Source organism: Actinomadura citrea (assembly GCF_013409045.1).
In the GTDB taxonomy this organism is placed as follows: Bacteria; Actinomycetota; Actinomycetes; order Streptosporangiales; family Streptosporangiaceae; genus Spirillospora; species Spirillospora citrea.
Window position 1 is genome coordinate 2,321,354 of sequence record NZ_JACCBT010000001.1, and the last position, 17,870, is coordinate 2,339,223.

Consider the following 17,870-nt stretch of genomic DNA (forward strand, 5'->3'; position numbering starts at 1 on the left):
AACCGGGCTAAGCGCCAGTACTCAGGCCGAACCGGGTACAACGCCCGGCCCGGGATGCGTAGGGTTCCTCTGACCGGGAGCGCCCGCGGCCGACGAGGCTGGCCGGACATCGAGCACGAGGAACCGGGGGACCCGAGCCCATGAGAGCCCGCATCACCGCCGCCGCCGCGCACCTGCCGGACCGGACGGTCAGCAGCGCCGAGGTCGAGGCCCGCGTCGCGGCCGAGAGCGACGGGTACCGGCCGCATCCCACGATCGTGGAGCGGATGACCGGCATCCGCGCCCGGCACGTCATGCGCGACGACGAGCAGGCGTCCGACCTCGCCGTCGCCGCGGCCCGCCGCGTCCTCGCCGACCGCGCGGTCGAGCCGGCCGGCCTGGACCTGCTGGTGTTCGGGTCGGCGTCGCAGGACCTCGTGGAGCCCGCGACCGCGCACATCGTCGCCGCCAAGCTCGGCGCGACCTGCCCGGTCTTCGACGTCAAGAACGCCTGCAACAGCTTCCTCAACGGCCTCCAGACGGCGGACGCGCTGATCCGCACCGGGCAGCACGAGCGCGTCCTGGTCTGCACGGGCGAGAGCCCGTCCCGCGCGATCCGCTGGAAGGTGCGCGACCGCGCCCAGTTCGTGGACGCGTTCGCCGGCTACACCCTCTCCGACGGCGGCGCCGCGATGCTCGTGGAGGCCGCCCCGGACGGCGGGATCTTCTACCGCGACTTCGCCGCCGTCTCCGGCGCCTGGCGGGTCGGGACGCTCCCGGGGGGCGGCTCGATGCACCCGCGCGACCCCGAGTTCACCTACTTCAGCGGGGACGGGCGCCGGCTGAAGGACGCCTTCCTGGCGACCGGCCCGGAGATCTTCACCACCGCGCTCGCCAAAACCGGGCTGACCTGGGACGACTTCGCGGTCGTCGGCGTCCACCAGGTCACGCTGCCGTACCTGGAGACGCTGCGCGCGATCCTCGGCGTCCCGCCCGACCGGCTCGTCGTCACGCTGCCCGACCACGGCAACGTCGCGTCCGCGAGCCTCCCCCTGCAGATCGCCACCGCCCTCGCCGAGGGGCGCTGCGGGCCCGGCGACCGGATCGCGCTGATCGGGCTCGCCGGCGGCGTCAGCCTCGGCGTCATGTTCGCGGAGCTGTGACGATGAGCCCGACGGACCCGATGCACCCGACGAACCCGACGGACCCGATGCACCTGTGGATCGTCGTCCCCGCCTACAACGAGGAGCGCTCGATCGGCGCGACGCTGCGCCGCCTCGCCGCGCAGACCGACACCGGCTTCACGCTCGTCGTGGTCGACAACGGCAGCACCGACGCGACCGCCACCGCCGTCAAGGAGTTCGCCGCGGGCACCGCGGCGTTCGACGTCCGGATCGTCCACGAGCCGGAGAAGGGGACGGGCGCCGCCGCCGACACCGGCGTCCGGCACGCGATCGGAGCGGGGGCCACGCACGTCGCCCGCACCGACGCCGACTGCCTGCCCCATCGCGGCTGGGTGGCGGCGGTGAAGCGGGCCTTCGGCGAGGGGCTGGAGATGGTGTCGGGGCCGCTGCTGCCGCGCACCGACGAGTTCCCCCTGAAGCTCTGGGAGCGCCGCCTGCTGCCCGCCGTCATCGACCTCGCGGCCCTGTTCGGTCGGTTCCGCCCCGGCAACCAGGACCCGCTCTACCTCGGTCCGTACGTGATGATGCCGGGCTGCAACCTCGCGATCACCGCCGACCTGTACGAGCGGGCGGGCGGCTTCCCCCGCACCCGCATCGAGGACGTCCACGAGGACCGCGCCCTGGTCAACCGCGTCCGCTACGTGACCGACGCCTACGGGCTGCGCGAGGACGTCGTCGTGCACGGATCCGTGCGCAGGCTCCGCGCGTTCGGCCTCGTCAGGACGCTCGGCTGGTACGCCGACCACCGCTACCGGCCCGACGTCGTGGACATCCGGTGAACTGGGAGAAGCGGCTCTACCTGACCGCGCACCCGGTCGCCTACCCGCTCCTGCGCGGCGTCGCGCGGCGCGGGCCCATCGTGCGCGTGCCCGGGGTCGGGGTGGTCGTGAACGACGCCGCCCTGGCCCGCGAGATCCTCATGGACGGCGAGACGTTCCGCAAGGACGGCCCCGGCTCGCCCGGCGAGCTGTGGACGCCCGTGCTCGGGCCGTCCGTCCTGCTCAACATGGAGGGCGACGCCCACCGCGCCCTCCGCCGCCGCCTGACCGACCTGTTCGTCCCGTCCTACACCGAGGCGCTGTGCGCCCGCGTGCTGGCCGAGCCGCTGGCCGCGCTGTCGGACCGCCTCGGACGCGGCGCGGCCGTCGACCTGGTGGACGCGGCGCGCGTCATGGCCGGGGCGGTGATAGGCGAGGTCATCGGGCTCGAAGGCGGCACCGAGGCCGCCTACCGGGACCTGTTCGAGCAGGGCGAGAAGATCGTCTCGATGGTGTCGCTGCGCACGCGGCGGCTCTCCCCGTCCCAGGTCCGGCGCGCCCGCGCGGTGCTCGACCCGCTCGGCGACATCGCGGCGAAGTCCTACCTGGCGGGGGACGAGTCCACCGTCATGGGACGGATGCGGGCCCTCGGCCTGTCACGGGACGAGGCGCGGGGCGCCGCCGGCGCGTTCTTCCTGACCGGCACCGAGACCGTCGCCACGCTGCTGCCGCGCCTGATCGCCCTGCTCGCCGACCACGGTCAGCTCGACCGCGTCGCGGGGGACCCCGCCCTCCTCGACCGGGCCGTCGAGGAGGCGATGCGGGTCGCGACGCCGACGCCGGTCATGCTGCGCAGCGTGCACCGCCCGGCCGCGGTCGGGGGCACGGCGGTCCGCCCCGGCGACCGGGTGCTGATCGCCACGCACAACTGCTGCCGCGCCCACGGCCCGTTCGACCTGGACCGCCCGCACCCGCCCGAGCTGCGCCGCCTGTGGTTCGGCGCCGGGCCGCACTTCTGCATCGGGTACCCGCTGGCCCTGGCGCAGATCCGCCTGGTCGCCCGGACGCTGCTCGCCGCCGCGCCGCTCACGGTCACGCGCCGCGCCGCCGCCCGGAACGTGCTGATCCCGACGTACCGCCACCTGGCCGTCCGGTCGGGACGATCCCCGAGAGCGAGGGCGGCATGACGCTCGTCCGGCGACTGCTCGACCAGGCGGCGCGGACGCCCGCCGCCGCCGCCCTGATCTCCGGGGACGGGACGGAGCTGACCTACGGCGACCTGCGGCGGCAGGTGCTCGCCGTCCGGCACGGGCTGCTGTCCGGCGGGCTCGCCCCGGGCGACGGCGTGCTGTTCTCGGTGCGCCCCTCACCGGAGTCGCTCGTCCTGGCGCTGGGCGTGGTCGCGGCCGGGGGAGTGGTCGTGTTCGCCGACCCGGGGGCCGGGCCGGAGATGTTCACCGCGCGGCTGCGGCTGGCCCGTCCCCGCTGGTCGGCGGCCGAGTCGGTGCTGTACGCGGGGAGCAGGCTCCGGCCCGTCCGGGCGTACGCGCGGCGGCGCGGGCTGCTCCTGCCGAACCTCGCCGACCTGCAGATCCCGGGCGAGGGCCCGATGCGGCACCTGCACGTCGGCCGCCGGCTGCCGGGCGTGCCCCGGGGCGCGCTGTCCTTCGCGCGCCTGGCCCGCGGCGACGCCCCCGAGCCGGATCGCGAGGCCGATCCGGACGCGCCCGCCGCCGTGATCTTCACGTCGGGGACGACGGCGGACCCCCGTGCGGTCGTCCACACGCAGGCGTCCCTGGCGGCGGCGCTCGACCTGTTCCGGTCCCGGCTGCCGCTCGGCCCGGGGGACGTCGTCCACACCGACCAGCTCATGCTCGGCCTGCCGACCCTGATCGCGGGCGCCCGCTGGTCGATGCCGCCGCTGTTCTGCGCCCCGGCCGACTTCGCGCGGCTGATGCGCGAGCGGCGGGCCACGCACACGTTCTGCGTCCCGGTCCACCTGGCCGAGATCCTGGACGCGTGCCGCGAGCTGCCGCCGTCCGTCCGGTACGTGCTGCTCGGCGCGGCGCCCGCGCCCGCGGCCGTCCTGCGGCGGGCGGTCGAGGCCGCCCCCGCCGCGGAGGTCCTGTCGGTGTACGCGATGACGGAGATCCTCCCCGTGGCGATCGCGTCGGCGCGGGAGAAGCTCGCGCACGCCGGGCCGGGCGACCTGCTCGGCGCGCCGCTGCCCGGCGTCGGCGCCCGCCTGGCGGACGACGGGGAACTGCTGCTGTCCGGCCCCAACCTCTGCCGCGGGTACCTCGGCGCGGATCCCGTCGCCGAGCTGCCGACCGGCGACCTCGCGCGCCTGGACGGCGGCCGCCTCGTCCTGACGGGACGCAAGAAGGACATGCTGATCCGCGGCAAGTTCAACCTCTACCCCGGCCTGTACGAGCCGTCGATCGCCGCGCTGCCCGGGGTGGCCGAGGCCGCCATCGTGGGCGTGCCGGACCCGCGGACCGGGGACGAGGAGGTCGTCCTGGCGGTGGTCGGCCCCGGCGACCTGCCCGACCGGCTGCGCCGCGCCCTCCCGGACGTCATCGACCACGACGCCCTCCCGGACCGCATCGTCGTCCTGGACGAGCTGCCCCGCTCCGGGCGCACCCGCAAGCTCGACCGGGCTCTGCTCCGCGAGCGGGTGACGCCATGAGGACCGCGGTGAGGATCGCGGTGACGGGAGCCTCGGGCTTCGTCGGCGGCGCGGTGTGCCGGGCGCTCGCGTCCGAGGGGACCGCCGTGCTCGCGTTCGGCCGCCGCCCGGCGGTGGCCTCCGGCCATGCGGGCGGCGCGCCCTACCGGTCCTGGGATCTGACCCGGGGTCCGATCCCGGACGCGCCCGCCGTGGACGCGGTCGTCCACTGCGCCGGCAGCGTCACCGACTGGGGGCCCGCCGCCGCCCTCTTCGCCGCCAACCTCACCGGCACCCGCAACGCCCTGGCGAGCTTCCCGGGAGCCCGGTTCGTGCACGTCAGCACGGCAAGCGTGTACGACCCGTTCGCACCGAGCGTCATGGCGCGCGAGGACGAGGCCCCGGTGCGCCGCTACATGAACGCCTACGGCGCCTCGAAGGCCGCCGCCGAACGGGCCGCCGCCGACGCCGGCGCGATCGTCCTGCGCCCCCACGCGGTCTACGGGCCCGGCGACACGACGCTCCTGCCGCGCGTCCTCTCCGCCGTGCGGGGCCCGGTCCTGCCCGCCGTCGGGACCGGCCGCCAGCGCGTCAGCCTGACCTCGGTCGGGAACCTCGTCCAGGCCTGCGTCCTGGCCGCGACGGGTCCCGTGGCCTCCGGCGTCTTCAACGTCGCCGACGCCGCACCGGTCGAGATCGACGACGCGTTCCGCGCGATCCTGCGCGAGCGCGGCGTCCGGGCGCGGCCGGTGTACGTCCCGGCCCGCGCCGCCCGCCCGCTCGCCGCCGTCGCCGAGGGGGCGTTCCTGCTGGCCCGCCGTCCCGAACCGCCGCGCCTCACCCGCTACGCGATCAGCCATCTCGCCCTGGAGCGCACCCTCGACACCACTGCCGCCCGGGAGTCCCTCGGCTATGCCCCGGCCCCGACGTCCTTCACCGGGGCCGCCGCCTGGTGAGCGTCAACCATGGGTTGACGATTGGCGATCGTCAACCTATGGTTGACGCATGACCGAACCCCAGCGGCCGCCCGTCCAGGTCCGCCTCGACGACCTGATCAACGGCATCAAGAAGGTCCACACCGACACCCTCGAACAGCTGACCAGCGCGGTCCTCGCCGCCGAGCACCTCGGCGAGGTCGCCGACCACCTCATCGGCCACTTCGTCGACCAGGCCCGCCGCTCCGGCGCGTCCTGGACGGAGATCGGCAAGAGCATGGGCGTCAGCAAGCAGGCGGCCCAGAAGCGCTTCGTCCCCAAGGGGGAGAAGCCCGATCTCGACCCCTCGCAGGGCTTCTCCCGCTACACCGATCGCGCCCGCAAGGTCGTCGTGGCCTCGATGAGCGAGGCCCGCGCCGCCGGCAACGCCGAGATCACCCCGGCCCACCTCGTCCTCGCCCTGCTCACCGAGCCCGAGGCGCTCGCCGCCAAGGCGATCCTCGCCCAGAACGTCCTGCTGGACACCCTCCGGCAGGCCGCCGCGGCGGCGCTGCCCCCGGACGCGGGAGAGGTCCCCGAGCTCATCCCCTTCGACCAGGACGCCAAGAAGGCCCTCGAACTGACGTTCCGCGAGGCCCTGCGCCTCGGCCACAACTACGTCGGCACCGAGCACATCCTCCTCGCCCTGCTGGAGTTCGAGGACGGCGAGGGAATCCTCTCCGGCGCGGGCATCGAGAAGGCGGCCGCCGAGGCGAACATCACCGCCGCTCTGGAGGCCATCGCCGCCCGGACGGACACGCCGTGAGGCGATGAGTTCCGGGCCCGCGCACGGTCCACCCCTTCATGGAGAAACTCATCAAGGCCAACGGGGTGGACCTGTGCGCGGAGACGTTCGGTGATCCGTCCGACCCGCCGATCCTGCTGATCGGCAACACGATGCTCACGTGGCCGGACGACCTGTGCGAGCGCCTCGCCGCGCTCCGCAGGTTCGCCGTCCGCTACGACCAGCGCGACACGGGCCGGTCCGAATCCCACGATCCCGAGGCCCCCCGCTACACGCTGCGCGACCTCGTCGCCGACGCCGCCGGCGTCCTCGACGCCTTCAGGCTGCCGACCGCGCACGTCGCCGGGTTCGGCGTCGGCGGCTGGATCGCCCAGCTCCTCGCCCTCGGCCACCCGGCCCGCGTCACCACCCTCACCCTCATCGCCACCAGGCCCACCGCCCCGGGACCGGCCGACGCCGACCTGCCCGAGCACGCCCCGGAGCTGACGGCCCGCTTCATGAAGCCGCCGCGGGTCGACTGGACGGACCGGGAGTCGGTGGTCGCTTTCCAGGTCGAGAACGCCCGCCACCTGTCGGGCCCGTCCTTCGACGAGGCCGAGGTCCGCGCGGGCGTCGAGCGGATCTGGGACCGCACGGTGATCACGGGAGCCGACCCCGGCAAGGCGCACCGGGCCAACCAGATGGGGACCGTCTTCGCGGCCCTGGACGCCGGCGACCGCTGGCGCGAGCGCCTCCCCGAGATCACCGCCCCGACCCTCGTCGTCCACGGGGAGGACGACCCCTTCTTCCCGCTGGGCAACGGCCGGGCGCTGGCCGCCGAGATCCCGGCCGCCGAGCTCCTCGTCCTGGCCGGCACGGGCAACGAGCTCCCGCGCCGGACCTGGGACACGGTCGTCCCCGCGCTCCTGCGTCACACCACGGGCTGACACGTGCCAGGGGGCGGCGCCGTTCAGACGAGGAGGGCGAGGAAGAAGTCGACGCGGTCCTCCATCCGGGACAGGTCCCGGCCGGTCAGGTCCTGGATGCGCTGGACGCGGTAGCGGACCGAGTTGACGTGCAGGTGGAGCTCCTCGGCGCAGCGCGTCCAGGAGCCGGAGTTGCGCAGGAACGTCTCCAGCGTCCGGACGAGGTCGGCGCCGTGGACCTCGTCGTAGGAGCGCAGCGGGTCCAGGAGGCGCACCCGGAACATCCGCCGGACGTCCTCAGGCACGCTGGCGAGCAGCAGCACGTGGGTCGCGAGCTCCTCGTGCCGGACGACGCACACCGGGGAGGGGCGTGTCGCGGCGAGGCGGCGGGCGTGGCGGGCCTCCTCGATGGCGCCGCGCAGGTCCGGGGGCACGGCGGCGCCGCTCACCCCGACGGCCACACGGGTGCCCGCCAGGCCGGGGGCGAGGAAGCCGAGGGCGTCCTGGACGGCGGCCGCGACGTCCAGCCCGCCGGACGGGACGAGCGCGACGGCCTCCCCGTCCAGCAGCCCGACCACCGGGCACGCCGCGGGCACGACCTCGGAGAGGACGGTGCGCAGCTCGCCCGGCCGCAGCGAGCCCTGCGCCGACGCCGCGACGGCCACGACCGGCGCGGGGAGGTCCTCCGTCTTCGGGAGGCCGTCCCCGGAGAAGGCGGCGGTCACGATGTCCTGGGACGAGCGGTCGTCGGTGCGCAGCCGGGCCCGTTCGAGGTCGACGATCGCGGCGAGCTCACCGGCCATCGTGCGGCGTTCGGGCGGCCACTCGGCGAAATCGCCCTCCAGTGCCACGAACCAGTCGGCGACCCGGGGCGTGTCGGCGGGGGACACCGGAAAGACCGACATGTCCTGGCCCGGGACGTGGTGCGGCAGCCGGGGCGCGGTGAGGAACGCGGCGGCCAGGGCGGTGGCGTCGGCCGGCGGCGGCCCCGCGACGGCGCGCCCGGTCGGGGCGAGGACGTGGCAGTGGCCGACCAGGTCGAGGACGGCGCCGAGCCCGGTCCCCTCGACCAGGCGGCGGTGCCGGTCCAGCAGGGCGGTGAGGTCGGCCGCGCGGGCGCCGGACAGGTGCCGGACGACCTCCTCGGTCACGGTCGCGAACGCCACGTCCTCCGGGACCTTGAACAGCGGCAGCCGGTGCCGGCGGCAGGCCGCCACGAGATCGTCCGGGATGGCGCCGAGCGTGAGGTCCCACGCGGCCAGGCCGGACACGCCCGCGCCGGCGAGGGCCGCGACGAACGCCTCGGAGTCGGCGGGGCCCGTCCGCCAGACGAGGCCGGTGAGCACGAGCTCGCGGCCGCGCAGGTAGCGGCCCGGGTCGATCAGGTCGGTGGTGACGACCCAGCGGATCGGCCGGTCCAGCTCGTCCTCCCCGGTGACGACCTCCAGCCGCAGGCCGGGCATGGCGAGCAGGGAACGCAGCCTCATGTGTAGCAAGCTACAAAAGACCGCCCGCGACCGGCACCTCAGTTCGGACGTCCTGCCCCTCGACCGGCCCCGGCACGGCCTTGTGTACTGCAAGCGTGGTGGAACCGAGCACCGAGGATCTGGCGGCGTGCTGCGCGTCCCGCCGGTGGATCGCCGCGGTCGCCGGGCGGGCCTACGCCGATCCCGCCGCGCTGCGCGCCGCGTCGATGCGGGCGCTGGACGACCTGGCCTGGGCGGACGTCGAGGAGGCGCTCGCGGCGCATCCGCGCATCGGGGACCGGGTCGGCGGCGCCACGCGGGAGGCCCGCTGGTCGCGAGGGGAGCAGGCCGGGGCGGCGGGCGCGGATGCCGACGTTCAGGACGCCCTGGTTGCGGGAAACCGGGCCTATGAGGAGCGTTTCGGCCACGTGTTCCTGATCCGCGCGTCCGGGCGCTCCGCGCTGGAGATGCTCGCCGCGCTGCGGGAACGGCTCGGCAACGACCCGGGCGCCGAGCGCGACGTCGTCCGCCGGGAACTGGCGGAGATCGTCGATCTGCGGCTGGCCGGGCTGATGGAGGAGGACGCGTGAGCCTTTCGACGCACGTACTGGACGCCGCGAAGGGGATGCCCGCCGCCGGCGTGGCCGTCCGGCTGGACCGCCGCGACGCGGGCGGCGGCTGGACGACGCTCGCCGAGGCCCGCACCGACGCCGACGGCCGCGTCCGGGAATGGGGCGCCGAGCCCGGCGAGGGGGTGCACCGGCTGACGTTCGCCACCGAGGGGCTGTCGGACTTCTACCCCGAGGTCACGGTCGCGTTCACGATCGACGACCCGGGCCGGCACCACCACGTCCCGCTCCTGATCAGCCCGTTCGCGTACTCGACGTACCGGGGGAGCTAGTGGCGATCGTTCTCGGCCCCAACCGCTACGGCAAGGCGGAGACGCGCGTCGTGCGCGTGACGCGGGACGGCGGCACCCACCGGATCAAGGACCTGAACGTGAGCGTGGCCCTCTCCGGCGCGATGGACGAGGCCCACCTGACCGGCGACAACGCGGCCGTGCTGCCCACCGACACCCAGAAGAACACCGTGTTCGCGTTCGCCAGGAAGCACGGCATCGGCGCGATCGAGGACTTCGGGCTCCTGCTCGCGCGGCACTTCGTCGGCTCCCGGCCGGCGATCGCCCATGCCCGGGTGGAGATCCGCGAGTACGGCTGGCGGCGCATCACGGGCGGGCACTCGTTCGTCCGGGACGGCGGCGAGGTGCGCACCGCGCTGGTCCACTGCGGCGCCGATGCGGAGTCGGTCGTCTCCGGCATCACCGACCTGGTCGTCCTCAACTCCACCGGAAGCGAGTTCCACGGGTTCGCCCGGGACGAGTACACGACGCTCGAACCCACCGACGACCGGATCCTCGCGACGGCGGTGACCGCCCGGTGGCGGCACCGGAGCACGACCGGGGCCTGGGACGAGTCCTACGCCGGCGCCCGCGACGGCCTGCTGCGCGCGTTCGCCGAGACGCACAGCCTGTCGCTCCAGCAGACGCTCTACCAGATGGGGCGCCGCGTGCTCGACGATCGGCCGGAGACCTGCGAGGTCCGGCTGTCGCTGCCGAACAAGCACCATTTCCTGGTCGACCTGGAGCCGTTCGGCATGGACAACGACAACGAGGTCTATCTCGCGGCGGACCGCCCGTACGGGCTCATCGAGGGCACGGTGCTGACCGACGACGCGCCCGCCGCCCCGGCGGCCTTCGACTGAGACCGCCGCCATGGAGGAATACTGAGACATGGACTTTCTACGACCGGTGACCTGGGAGGACGCGCTCGCCGCCAGGGCCGCGCGGCCGGGCGCCCTGCCCGTCCAGGGCGGCACCGACGTCATGGTCGAGATCAACTTCGACGCGCGGCGGCCCGAGGCGCTGCTCGACCTGACCCGGATCCGCGCCCTCACCGAATGGGACACGGCGGACGGACGGCTCCGCGTCGGCGCCGGCGTCCCCTACGCGCGGCTGATCGGCGAGCTGGGCGGGCGGCTGCCCGGCCTCGCCCAGGCGTCCCGCACGGTCGGGTCGCCGCAGATCCGCAACCGCGGCACGGTCGGCGGCAACCTCGGCGCCGCGTCGCCCGCCGGGGACGCCCATCCGCCGCTGCTGGCCGGGGACGCCGTGGTCGAGGCCGAGTCGGCCGAGCGCGGCGTCCGGATGATCCCGGTCGCGGAGTTCTTCAGCGGCGTGAAGCGCAACGCGCTCGCGCCGGACGAGCTGATCCGCGCGTTCTGGACGCCGCCCGCGTCCGGCCCGCAGTACTTCTCCAAGATCGGCACCCGGAACGCGATGGTGATCGCGGTCTGCTCGTTCGCGGTCGCGCTGCACCCCGGCGAACGGCGCGTCGGCACGGGCCTCGGCTCGGCCGCCCCGACCCCCCGCCGCGCGACCGAGGCCGAGGCGTTCATCTCCGGCGAACTGGACTGGGACGGGCGCCGCCCGCTCGCCGAGCCGGCGGCGCGGCGCTTCGGCGAGCTGGTGCGGGCCGCGGCGTCGCCGATCGACGACGTCCGCGGGACGGGCGAGTACCGCAGGCACGCCCTGGCGGTGCTGGCGCGCCGCACGCTCACCTGGGCCTGGGACGACTACCGCAAGGCGACCGTGGGAAAGGCGGCCTCGTGATGCGCGTGAACCTGACAGTCAACGGGTCCGAGGAGGCCGTGGACGAGGTGTGGGAGGGCGAGAGCCTGCTCTACATGCTCCGCGAGCGGATGGGCCTGCCCGGCTCCAAGAACGCCTGCGAGCAGGGCGAATGCGGCTCGTGCACCGTCTACCTGGACGGCGTGCCGGTGTGCGCCTGCCTGGTCGCGGCGGGCCAGGCCGAGGGGCGCGAGGTCGTCACCGTGGAGGGCCTGGCGCAGGGGCCGCCGGGCGAGGAGCGCCTCGACCCCGTCCAGGAGGCGTTCGTCGAGGCGGGCGCCGTGCAGTGCGGGTTCTGCACGCCCGGCCTGATCGTCCAGGCGCACGACCTGATCGAGCGGAACCCGGCGCCGTCCGACGCGGAGATCCGCGAGGCGCTGGCCGGGAACCTGTGCCGCTGCACCGGCTACGAGAAGATCCTCGACGCGGTGCGCCTCGCGGCCGAGCGCAGGGCGGTCACCCGATGAAGCGCGTCGTCATCGAGAACGCCCATGTCGCCACCGTGTCCGGGGACGAGTACCCGGGCGGTCACATCGTGGTCGAGGGTGACCGGATCACGGCCGTCGGGCCCGGCCCCGCCCCGAGGACGGACGCCGACCCGGGGGAGGTCGAGCGGGTCGATGGCACGGGATGCCTGGCCACCCCCGGCCTGGTCAACTCCCACCACCACCTCTACCAGTGGGCCAGCCAGGGCATGGCCGTCGACGGCACCCTGTTCGAGTGGCTGACCACCCTCTACAAGCCGTGGTCGAAGATGGACGCCGAGGTCGTCGCGGGCGCCGTCACCGCCGGGCTCGGATGGCTCGCCAAGTCGGGCTGCACGACGTCCACCGACCACCACTACCTGTTCCCCAAGGGGCGCGGCGACCTGTTCGCGGCCGAGATCGAGGCCGCCCGGGAGATCGGCGTCCGGTTCCATCCGTGCCGGGGATCGATGGACCGCGGCGAGTCGCAGGGCGGGCTGCCGCCGGACGAGGTCGTCGAGGACCTCGACACGGTCCTCGCCGAGACCGAGGCCGCGATCGACCGGTACCACGACCCCTCGCCCGGCTCCCTGCTGCGCGTCGCCGTCGCGCCCTGCTCGCCGTTCTCCGTCACGCGGGAGCTGCTGGTCGAGTCGGCCCGGCTGGCGCGCGACAAGGGCGTGCGCCTGCACACCCACCTCGCCGAGACGCTCGACGAGGAGGAGCACACGCGCGAGCAGTTCGGGATGACGCCGGCCGAGTACATGGACTCGATCGGCTGGCTGGGCCCCGACGTGTGGCTCGCGCACTGCGTCCACCTGCACGACACCGACGTCAAGCGGCTCGCCGAGACCCGCACCGGCACCGCGCACTGCCCGAGTTCCAACGCCCGCCTCGGCGCCGGGATCGCCCGCGTGTCGCACCTGCTGGAGGCGGGCGCGGCGGTCGGCCTCGGCGTGGACGGGGCGGCGTCGGCCGAACTCGTCCCGCTCGCCGGGGAGCTGCGGCAGGCGATCTACATGCAGCGCGCCCGGTACGGGCCGACCGCGCTGAACGCCCGGCAGGCCCTGGAGATGGCGACGCTCGGCGGCGCCCGCTGCCTCGGCCGCGAGGACGAGATCGGCGCCCTCGCACCGGGCCGGCTCGCCGACATCGCGCTGTGGCGCGTCGACGGCTTCCGCGCGGCCGTCGACGACCCCGTCGTCGCGCTGGCGTTCGGGCCGACGCCGCCACTGGAGCGCCTGCTCGTCGGCGGGCGCACCGTCGTGGACGGCGACACGCTCGTCACCGTCCCCCAGGACGAGGCCGCGCGGCGCGGCGCGGACGCCCAGCGCCGCCTGATGCGCCTCGCGGAGGAGGTGCTCTGAATGACGTCCCCGACCAAGAGCCCGGCCCACACGGCCACCCCGGGGATCGGCGGAGTCGGCGAGAGCCCGCTGCGCCCGGACGGCACGCTGAAGGTCGCGGGCGAGTTCGCCTACGCCTCCGACCTGTGGCTGGAGGGGATGCTGTGGGGCGCGACGCTCCGCAGCCCGCACCCCCGGGCGCGGATCCGGTCGCTCGACGTCGGGCCCGCCCTCGCGCTGCCCGGCGTCCGCGCCGTCCTCACCCACGAGGACGTGCCCGGCCGCAAGGTGTTCGGCATCGACCGCACCGACGACCAGCCGGTCCTCGCCATCGACCAGGTCCGGCACCAGGGCGAGCCGGTCGCGCTCGTCGCCGCCGACCACCCCGAGACGGCGCGGCGCGCGATGGACCGGATCGCCGTCGACTACGAGGTGCTGGAGCCGGTCACCGACCCGCGCGCGGTGATCGCCGACCCGGAGGGCCTGAAGGTCCAGGACCGCGGCGGCATCACCCGTCACCAGCCGGTCCGGGTCGGGGACGTGGACGCCGCCAGGGCCGCGGCGGCCGTCGTGGTGTCCGGCGAGTACGAGGTCGGCATCCAGGACCAGGCGTTCCTCGGGCCGGAGGCGGGCCTGGCGATCCCGGCCGAGGACGGCGGCGTCGACCTGCACGTCTCCACGCAGTGGATCCACAACGACCTCAAGCAGATCGCGCCCTGCCTCGCGCTGCGCGAGGACCAGATCCACATGACGCTCGCCGGCGTCGGCGGCGCCTTCGGCGGCCGCGAGGACCTGTCGATGCAGATCCACGCGTCGATGCTGGCGCTGCACACCGGCCGGCCCGTGAAGATGTCGTACAACCGGTACGAGTCGTTCTTCGGGCACGTCCACCGGCACCCCGCGCAGATGCGCTACGAGTACGGCGCCACGCGGGACGGACGGCTCCTCTACGCCGACGTCGAGATCGTCCTGGACGGCGGCGCGTACACCTCGTCCACCATGAACGTCGTCGGGAACGCCGCGTCGCTCGGCATCGGCCCCTACGAGATCCCCAACATCCGGATCGACGGGTACGGCGTCTACACCAACAACCCGCCGTGCGGTGCGATGCGCGGGTTCGGCGCCGTCCAGGCGTGCTTCGCCTACGAGTCGATGATGGACCGGCTCGGCGCCGCCTGCGGCCTCGACCCGGTCGAGATCCGGCGCCGCAACGCCGTCACGCAGGGGTCCAGGCTCGCGACCGGGCAGGTCATCGAGTCGCCCGCCCCGCTCGCGGAGATGCTGACCCGGCTGGAGGCCATGCCGATGCCTCCCGACCCGGACCGGTCCGACCTGCGGAACCTGCCGGGCGGCGTCTCCCAGACGACCCACGGCGAGGGCGTCGTGCGGGGCGTCGGCTACGGCGTCGGGATCAAGAACATCTGCTTCTCCGAGGGCTTCGACGACCTCTCCACGGCCCGCGTCCGGCTGGAGGTCATCGGCGGGGAGGCCACCGCCCTCGTGCACACCGCCGCCGCCGAGGTCGGGCAGGGACTCGTCACGGTCAAGGCGCAGATCGCGCGGACCGAGCTCGGTGTCCAGAAGGTCACGATCGCCCCGGCCGACAACCGGGTCGGCGACGCCGGGTCCTCCAGCGCGTCCCGCCAGTCGTACATGACGGGCGGGGCGGTCAAGGCGGCCTGCGAGGCGGTCCGCGCCGAACTCCTCTCGCGCGCCGCCCGCCGCTTCGGCCGCACCGACCTGACCGTCGCCGGCGGGAAGATCATGTCGCGCACCGAGGGAGCGCTCGGCACGATCGAGGACGTCCTCGGCGAGACCGCCATCGAGGAGACCCGCGAGTACCACCACCGCCCCACCACGCCCCTGGACCCGGTCACCGGGCAGGGCCGCAGCCACACCCAGCTCGCGCTCTGCGTGCACCGCGCCGTCGTCGACGTGGACGTGGACCTCGGCCTCGTCAAGGTCGTCGAGCTGGCCGCCGTCCAGGACGTGGGCAGGATCCTCAACCGGACGGCGCTGGAGGGGCAGATCCACGGCGGCACCGCGCAGGGCCTCGGCCTGGCGCTGATGGAGGAGATCGTCGTGACCGGCGGCCTGGTCCGCAACCCGTCCTTCACCGACTACCTGATCCCCACCATCCTCGACATGCCGCCGATGCGCCTGGACATCCTGGAGAACCCCGACCCGGAGGCGCCCTACGGGCTGCGCGGCGCGGGGGAGCCGCCCACGCTGTCGTCCACTCCCGCCCTCGTCGCCGCGATCCGGGACGCGACGGGCCGAGCGCTGACCCGGGTCCCCGTCCGCCCGGAGCACATCGTGGCCGGCCCATGACCCGGGACGACCTCGTGATCCGCTCCCGCCGGACCGTCCTGCCGGAGGGGGAGCGGCCGGCGGCCGTCTCGATCCGCGCCGGCCGCATCACCGCGATCTCGCCCTACGACACCGCCGCCTCGGTGGACCTGGGCGACGTCGCGCTGCTCCCCGGCCTCGTCGACACCCACGTCCACATCAACGAGCCGGGGCGCACCGAATGGGAGGGCTTCGCCACCGCCACCCGCGCCGCGGCGGCGGGCGGCGTCACCACGCTCATCGACATGCCGCTCAACGCGCTGCCCCCGACCGTCGACCCGCCCGCGCTCGCGGCCAAACGCGCCGCCGCCGAAGGCGCCTGCGCCGTGGACGTCGGCTTCTGGGGCGGCGCGATCCCCGGCAACGCGCCCTCGCTCCGCCCGCTGCACGACCTCGGCGTCTTCGGGTTCAAGTGCTTCACCTCCGACTCCGGCGTCCCGGAGTTCCCGCCCCTCGCACCCGCCGACATGAAAGCGGCGTTCCGCGAGATCGCCTCCTTCGACGGTCTGGCCATCGTGCACGCCGAGGACCCGGCCTCGCTGTCCCCGCCGTCCGGCGGCGACTACGCCGCCTTCCTCACCTCGCGCCCGCCGTCGGCCGAACGCCGGGCCGTCGAACAGGTCGTCCGGCTGGTGGAGGAGACCGGTGCGCGCGCCCACATCCTGCACCTCTCGGCGGCCGACTGCCTGGACGTCCTCGCCAAGGCGCAGGCGGACGGCCTGCCGGTGACCGCCGAGACCTGCCCGCACTACCTGACCCTCTGCGACGGCGACGCCGGGACCGCCGCGTTCAAGTGCTGCCCGCCCATCCGCGACGCCGCCAACCGCGACCGCCTCTGGCAGGGGCTCGCCTCCGGCGTGATCTCCTGCGTCGTCACCGACCACTCGCCCTGCACTCCCGAGCTGAAACGCGGCGACTTCGCCACCGCCTGGGGCGGCATCTCGTCCCTGCAACTCGGCCTGCCCGCCGTCTGGACGGCCGCCCGCGCCCGCGGCCACGACCTGGCCACGGTCGTCCGCTGGATGTCCGAGGCCCCCGCCGCGCTCGCCGCCGTCCCCCGCAAGGGCGGCATCGCCCCCGGAAACGACGCCGACCTGGTCGCCTTCGCCCCCGACGAGACCTTCACCGTCGACCCCGCGTCCCTCCACCACCGCCACCCCGTCACCCCCTACGAGGGCAGGACGCTGACGGGCGTCGTCCAGGCCACCTGGCTGCGCGGCGCACGCGTCGGCGACGCCCCGACCGGACGCCTGCTCACCCGCTCGGAGGCACGATGACCGACTTCACCTCCCTGCCGGACCTGGCCGTCCGCACGCTCGGCGGTTCGGTCATCGCCGCCAGCGACGAGTCCTTCGCCGAGAAGGAGAACCTGCTCAACCCCTGGAAGCCCGCGTTCCAGCCGGAGACCTTCGGCCCGAAGGGCCAGCTCTACGACGGCTGGGAGACCGCCCGCCGCCGCACCCCCGGCCACGACTGGGCCCTGATCCGCCTGGGCCTCCCGGGCCAGATCCACGGCATCGTCGTCGACACGGCCTGGTTCAAGGGCAACTACCCCCCGCACGCCTCAGTAGAGGCCTGCTTCGCCGACGGCTACCCGGCCCCCGCCGAACTCGAAGCCGCCGACTGGGTCGAGATCGTCCCGAAATCCCCCCTCAAGGGCGACACCGCACACAGCATGACCAGCGCCAACACGGCCCGCGTCTTCACCCACGTCCGCCTCAACATGTTCCCGGACGGCGGCATCGCGCGCCTCCGCGTCCACGGCAGGGTCGTCCCCAACCCCGCGTACCTGACGGGCCTGACCGTGGATCTGGCCGCCCTGGAGAACGGCGCCCGCGTCCTCGACTGCTCCGACCGCTTCTACTCGTCCCCCGACAACATGCTGTTCCCCGGCCTGGCCCGCACCCAGGCCGAAGGCTGGGAAACCGCCCGCCGCCGCGACGACGGCAACGACTGGGCCGAAATAGCTCTGGCCGCCCCCGGCACCATCGAACTGGCCGAGCTCGACACCACGAACCTCAAATTCAACGCCCCCGCGGAAGCCCGGCTGACGGCCACCACCAGCGACGGCGACCGAACCGTCATCCTCCCGCGCACCCGCCTGCAGCCCGACACCCGCCACCGCTTCCGCCTGAAGACCCCGGAGGTGGCGAAAGTCCGCCTGGACATCCACCCCGACGGCGGCCTGGCCCGCCTCCGCCTCTGGGGCCCCCTAACCCCCAAAGCCGAACAAGATCTAACAACTAACTGGAACCCCAACATTTATCCATAACGGACTGTGATGCACACCACACAAACAGTCATTGGATAGTCACGGTATCTAACAGTGGCGGTCAAGTAACTTTC

The 17,870-nt window shown here is 74.4% G+C and carries 17 protein-coding genes; 16 read left to right on the forward strand and 1 reads right to left on the reverse strand.

Annotated elements, in window-relative coordinates; translation table 11 throughout:
* Positions 1–140: 140 nt before the first annotated feature.
* The 7 genes from BJ999_RS10940 (at position 141) to BJ999_RS10970 (ending at position 7,234) form a co-directional block, all read left to right on the forward strand.
* Positions 141–1,142: a 3-oxoacyl-ACP synthase III family protein gene (locus BJ999_RS10940; RefSeq protein ID WP_179833196.1), complete on the forward strand. Its 1,002-nt coding sequence runs from the start codon at positions 141–143 to the stop codon at positions 1,140–1,142.
* Between the two features lie 2 nt (positions 1,143–1,144).
* Positions 1,145–1,942 carry a glycosyltransferase family 2 protein gene (locus BJ999_RS10945; protein WP_229810480.1) on the forward strand — a complete coding sequence of 266 codons (798 nt, stop codon included), beginning with the start codon at positions 1,145–1,147 and terminating at the stop codon, positions 1,940–1,942.
* Positions 1,939–3,108 carry a cytochrome P450 gene (locus tag BJ999_RS10950; protein ID WP_179833197.1) on the forward strand — a complete coding sequence of 390 codons (1,170 nt, stop codon included), beginning with the start codon at positions 1,939–1,941 and terminating at the stop codon, positions 3,106–3,108. The genes BJ999_RS10945 and BJ999_RS10950 overlap by 4 nt, the downstream gene beginning before the upstream one ends.
* Positions 3,105–4,610, forward strand: coding sequence for an AMP-binding protein (locus tag BJ999_RS10955; RefSeq protein WP_179833198.1), 1,506 nt, complete (start codon positions 3,105–3,107; stop codon positions 4,608–4,610). Before BJ999_RS10950 ends, BJ999_RS10955 begins: the two co-directional genes overlap by 4 nt.
* A complete protein-coding gene (locus tag BJ999_RS10960; protein WP_218935026.1) occupies positions 4,607–5,545 on the forward strand; it encodes an NAD-dependent epimerase/dehydratase family protein in 939 nt (312 codons plus the stop codon). Before BJ999_RS10955 ends, BJ999_RS10960 begins: the two co-directional genes overlap by 4 nt.
* Positions 5,546–5,924: 379 nt before the next feature.
* Entirely contained in the window at positions 5,925–6,329 is a 405-nt protein-coding gene (locus BJ999_RS44170; RefSeq protein WP_476723719.1) for a Clp protease N-terminal domain-containing protein, read from the forward strand.
* Positions 6,330–6,367: 38 nt separating this feature from the next.
* The gene (locus tag BJ999_RS10970) at positions 6,368–7,234 is read left to right on the forward strand and encodes an alpha/beta fold hydrolase (RefSeq protein WP_179833200.1); all 867 of its coding nucleotides are present in this window, start codon (positions 6,368–6,370) and stop codon (positions 7,232–7,234) included.
* A 23-nt stretch (positions 7,235–7,257) separates the two neighbouring features.
* On the opposite strand, the gene BJ999_RS10975 is transcribed toward BJ999_RS10970, so the two are convergent.
* Positions 7,258–8,700: a PucR family transcriptional regulator gene (locus BJ999_RS10975; protein WP_179833201.1), complete on the reverse strand. Its 1,443-nt coding sequence runs from the start codon at positions 8,698–8,700 to the stop codon at positions 7,258–7,260.
* Between the two features lie 95 nt (positions 8,701–8,795).
* On the opposite strand from BJ999_RS10975, the gene uraD reads away from it, so the two are divergent.
* From uraD to alc, 9 genes are read left to right on the forward strand one after another with little or no spacing between them, the layout of a single operon-like run.
* Positions 8,796–9,269 carry a 2-oxo-4-hydroxy-4-carboxy-5-ureidoimidazoline decarboxylase gene (uraD, locus tag BJ999_RS10980; RefSeq protein WP_229810479.1) on the forward strand — a complete coding sequence of 158 codons (474 nt, stop codon included), beginning with the start codon at positions 8,796–8,798 and terminating at the stop codon, positions 9,267–9,269.
* Positions 9,266–9,580: a hydroxyisourate hydrolase gene (gene uraH / locus BJ999_RS10985; RefSeq protein WP_179833203.1), complete on the forward strand. Its 315-nt coding sequence runs from the start codon at positions 9,266–9,268 to the stop codon at positions 9,578–9,580. Before uraD ends, uraH begins: the two co-directional genes overlap by 4 nt.
* Entirely contained in the window at positions 9,580–10,440 is an 861-nt protein-coding gene (gene pucL, locus BJ999_RS10990) for a factor-independent urate hydroxylase (RefSeq protein ID WP_179833204.1), read from the forward strand. Before uraH ends, pucL begins: the two co-directional genes overlap by 1 nt.
* Before the next feature lie 28 nt (positions 10,441–10,468).
* Positions 10,469–11,347 (forward strand): FAD binding domain-containing protein, encoded by an 879-nt coding sequence (locus tag BJ999_RS10995; RefSeq protein WP_179833205.1) that lies wholly within the window; start codon positions 10,469–10,471, stop codon positions 11,345–11,347.
* Positions 11,347–11,832, forward strand: a complete 486-nt coding sequence (locus BJ999_RS11000; protein WP_179833206.1) for a (2Fe-2S)-binding protein — start codon at positions 11,347–11,349, stop codon at positions 11,830–11,832. The genes BJ999_RS10995 and BJ999_RS11000 overlap by 1 nt, the downstream gene beginning before the upstream one ends.
* Positions 11,829–13,196, forward strand: coding sequence for an 8-oxoguanine deaminase (locus tag BJ999_RS11005; RefSeq protein WP_179833207.1), 1,368 nt, complete (start codon positions 11,829–11,831; stop codon positions 13,194–13,196). The genes BJ999_RS11000 and BJ999_RS11005 overlap by 4 nt, the downstream gene beginning before the upstream one ends.
* Positions 13,197–15,506 carry a xanthine dehydrogenase subunit D gene (pucD, locus tag BJ999_RS11010; protein ID WP_179833208.1) on the forward strand — a complete coding sequence of 770 codons (2,310 nt, stop codon included), beginning with the start codon at positions 13,197–13,199 and terminating at the stop codon, positions 15,504–15,506.
* Positions 15,503–16,801, forward strand: coding sequence for an allantoinase AllB (gene allB / locus BJ999_RS11015; protein ID WP_179833209.1), 1,299 nt, complete (start codon positions 15,503–15,505; stop codon positions 16,799–16,801). The genes pucD and allB overlap by 4 nt, the downstream gene beginning before the upstream one ends.
* Positions 16,798–17,796 (forward strand): allantoicase, encoded by a 999-nt coding sequence (gene alc / locus BJ999_RS11020; RefSeq protein ID WP_179833210.1) that lies wholly within the window; start codon positions 16,798–16,800, stop codon positions 17,794–17,796. The genes allB and alc overlap by 4 nt, the downstream gene beginning before the upstream one ends.
* Positions 17,797–17,870: the final 74 nt, after the last annotated feature.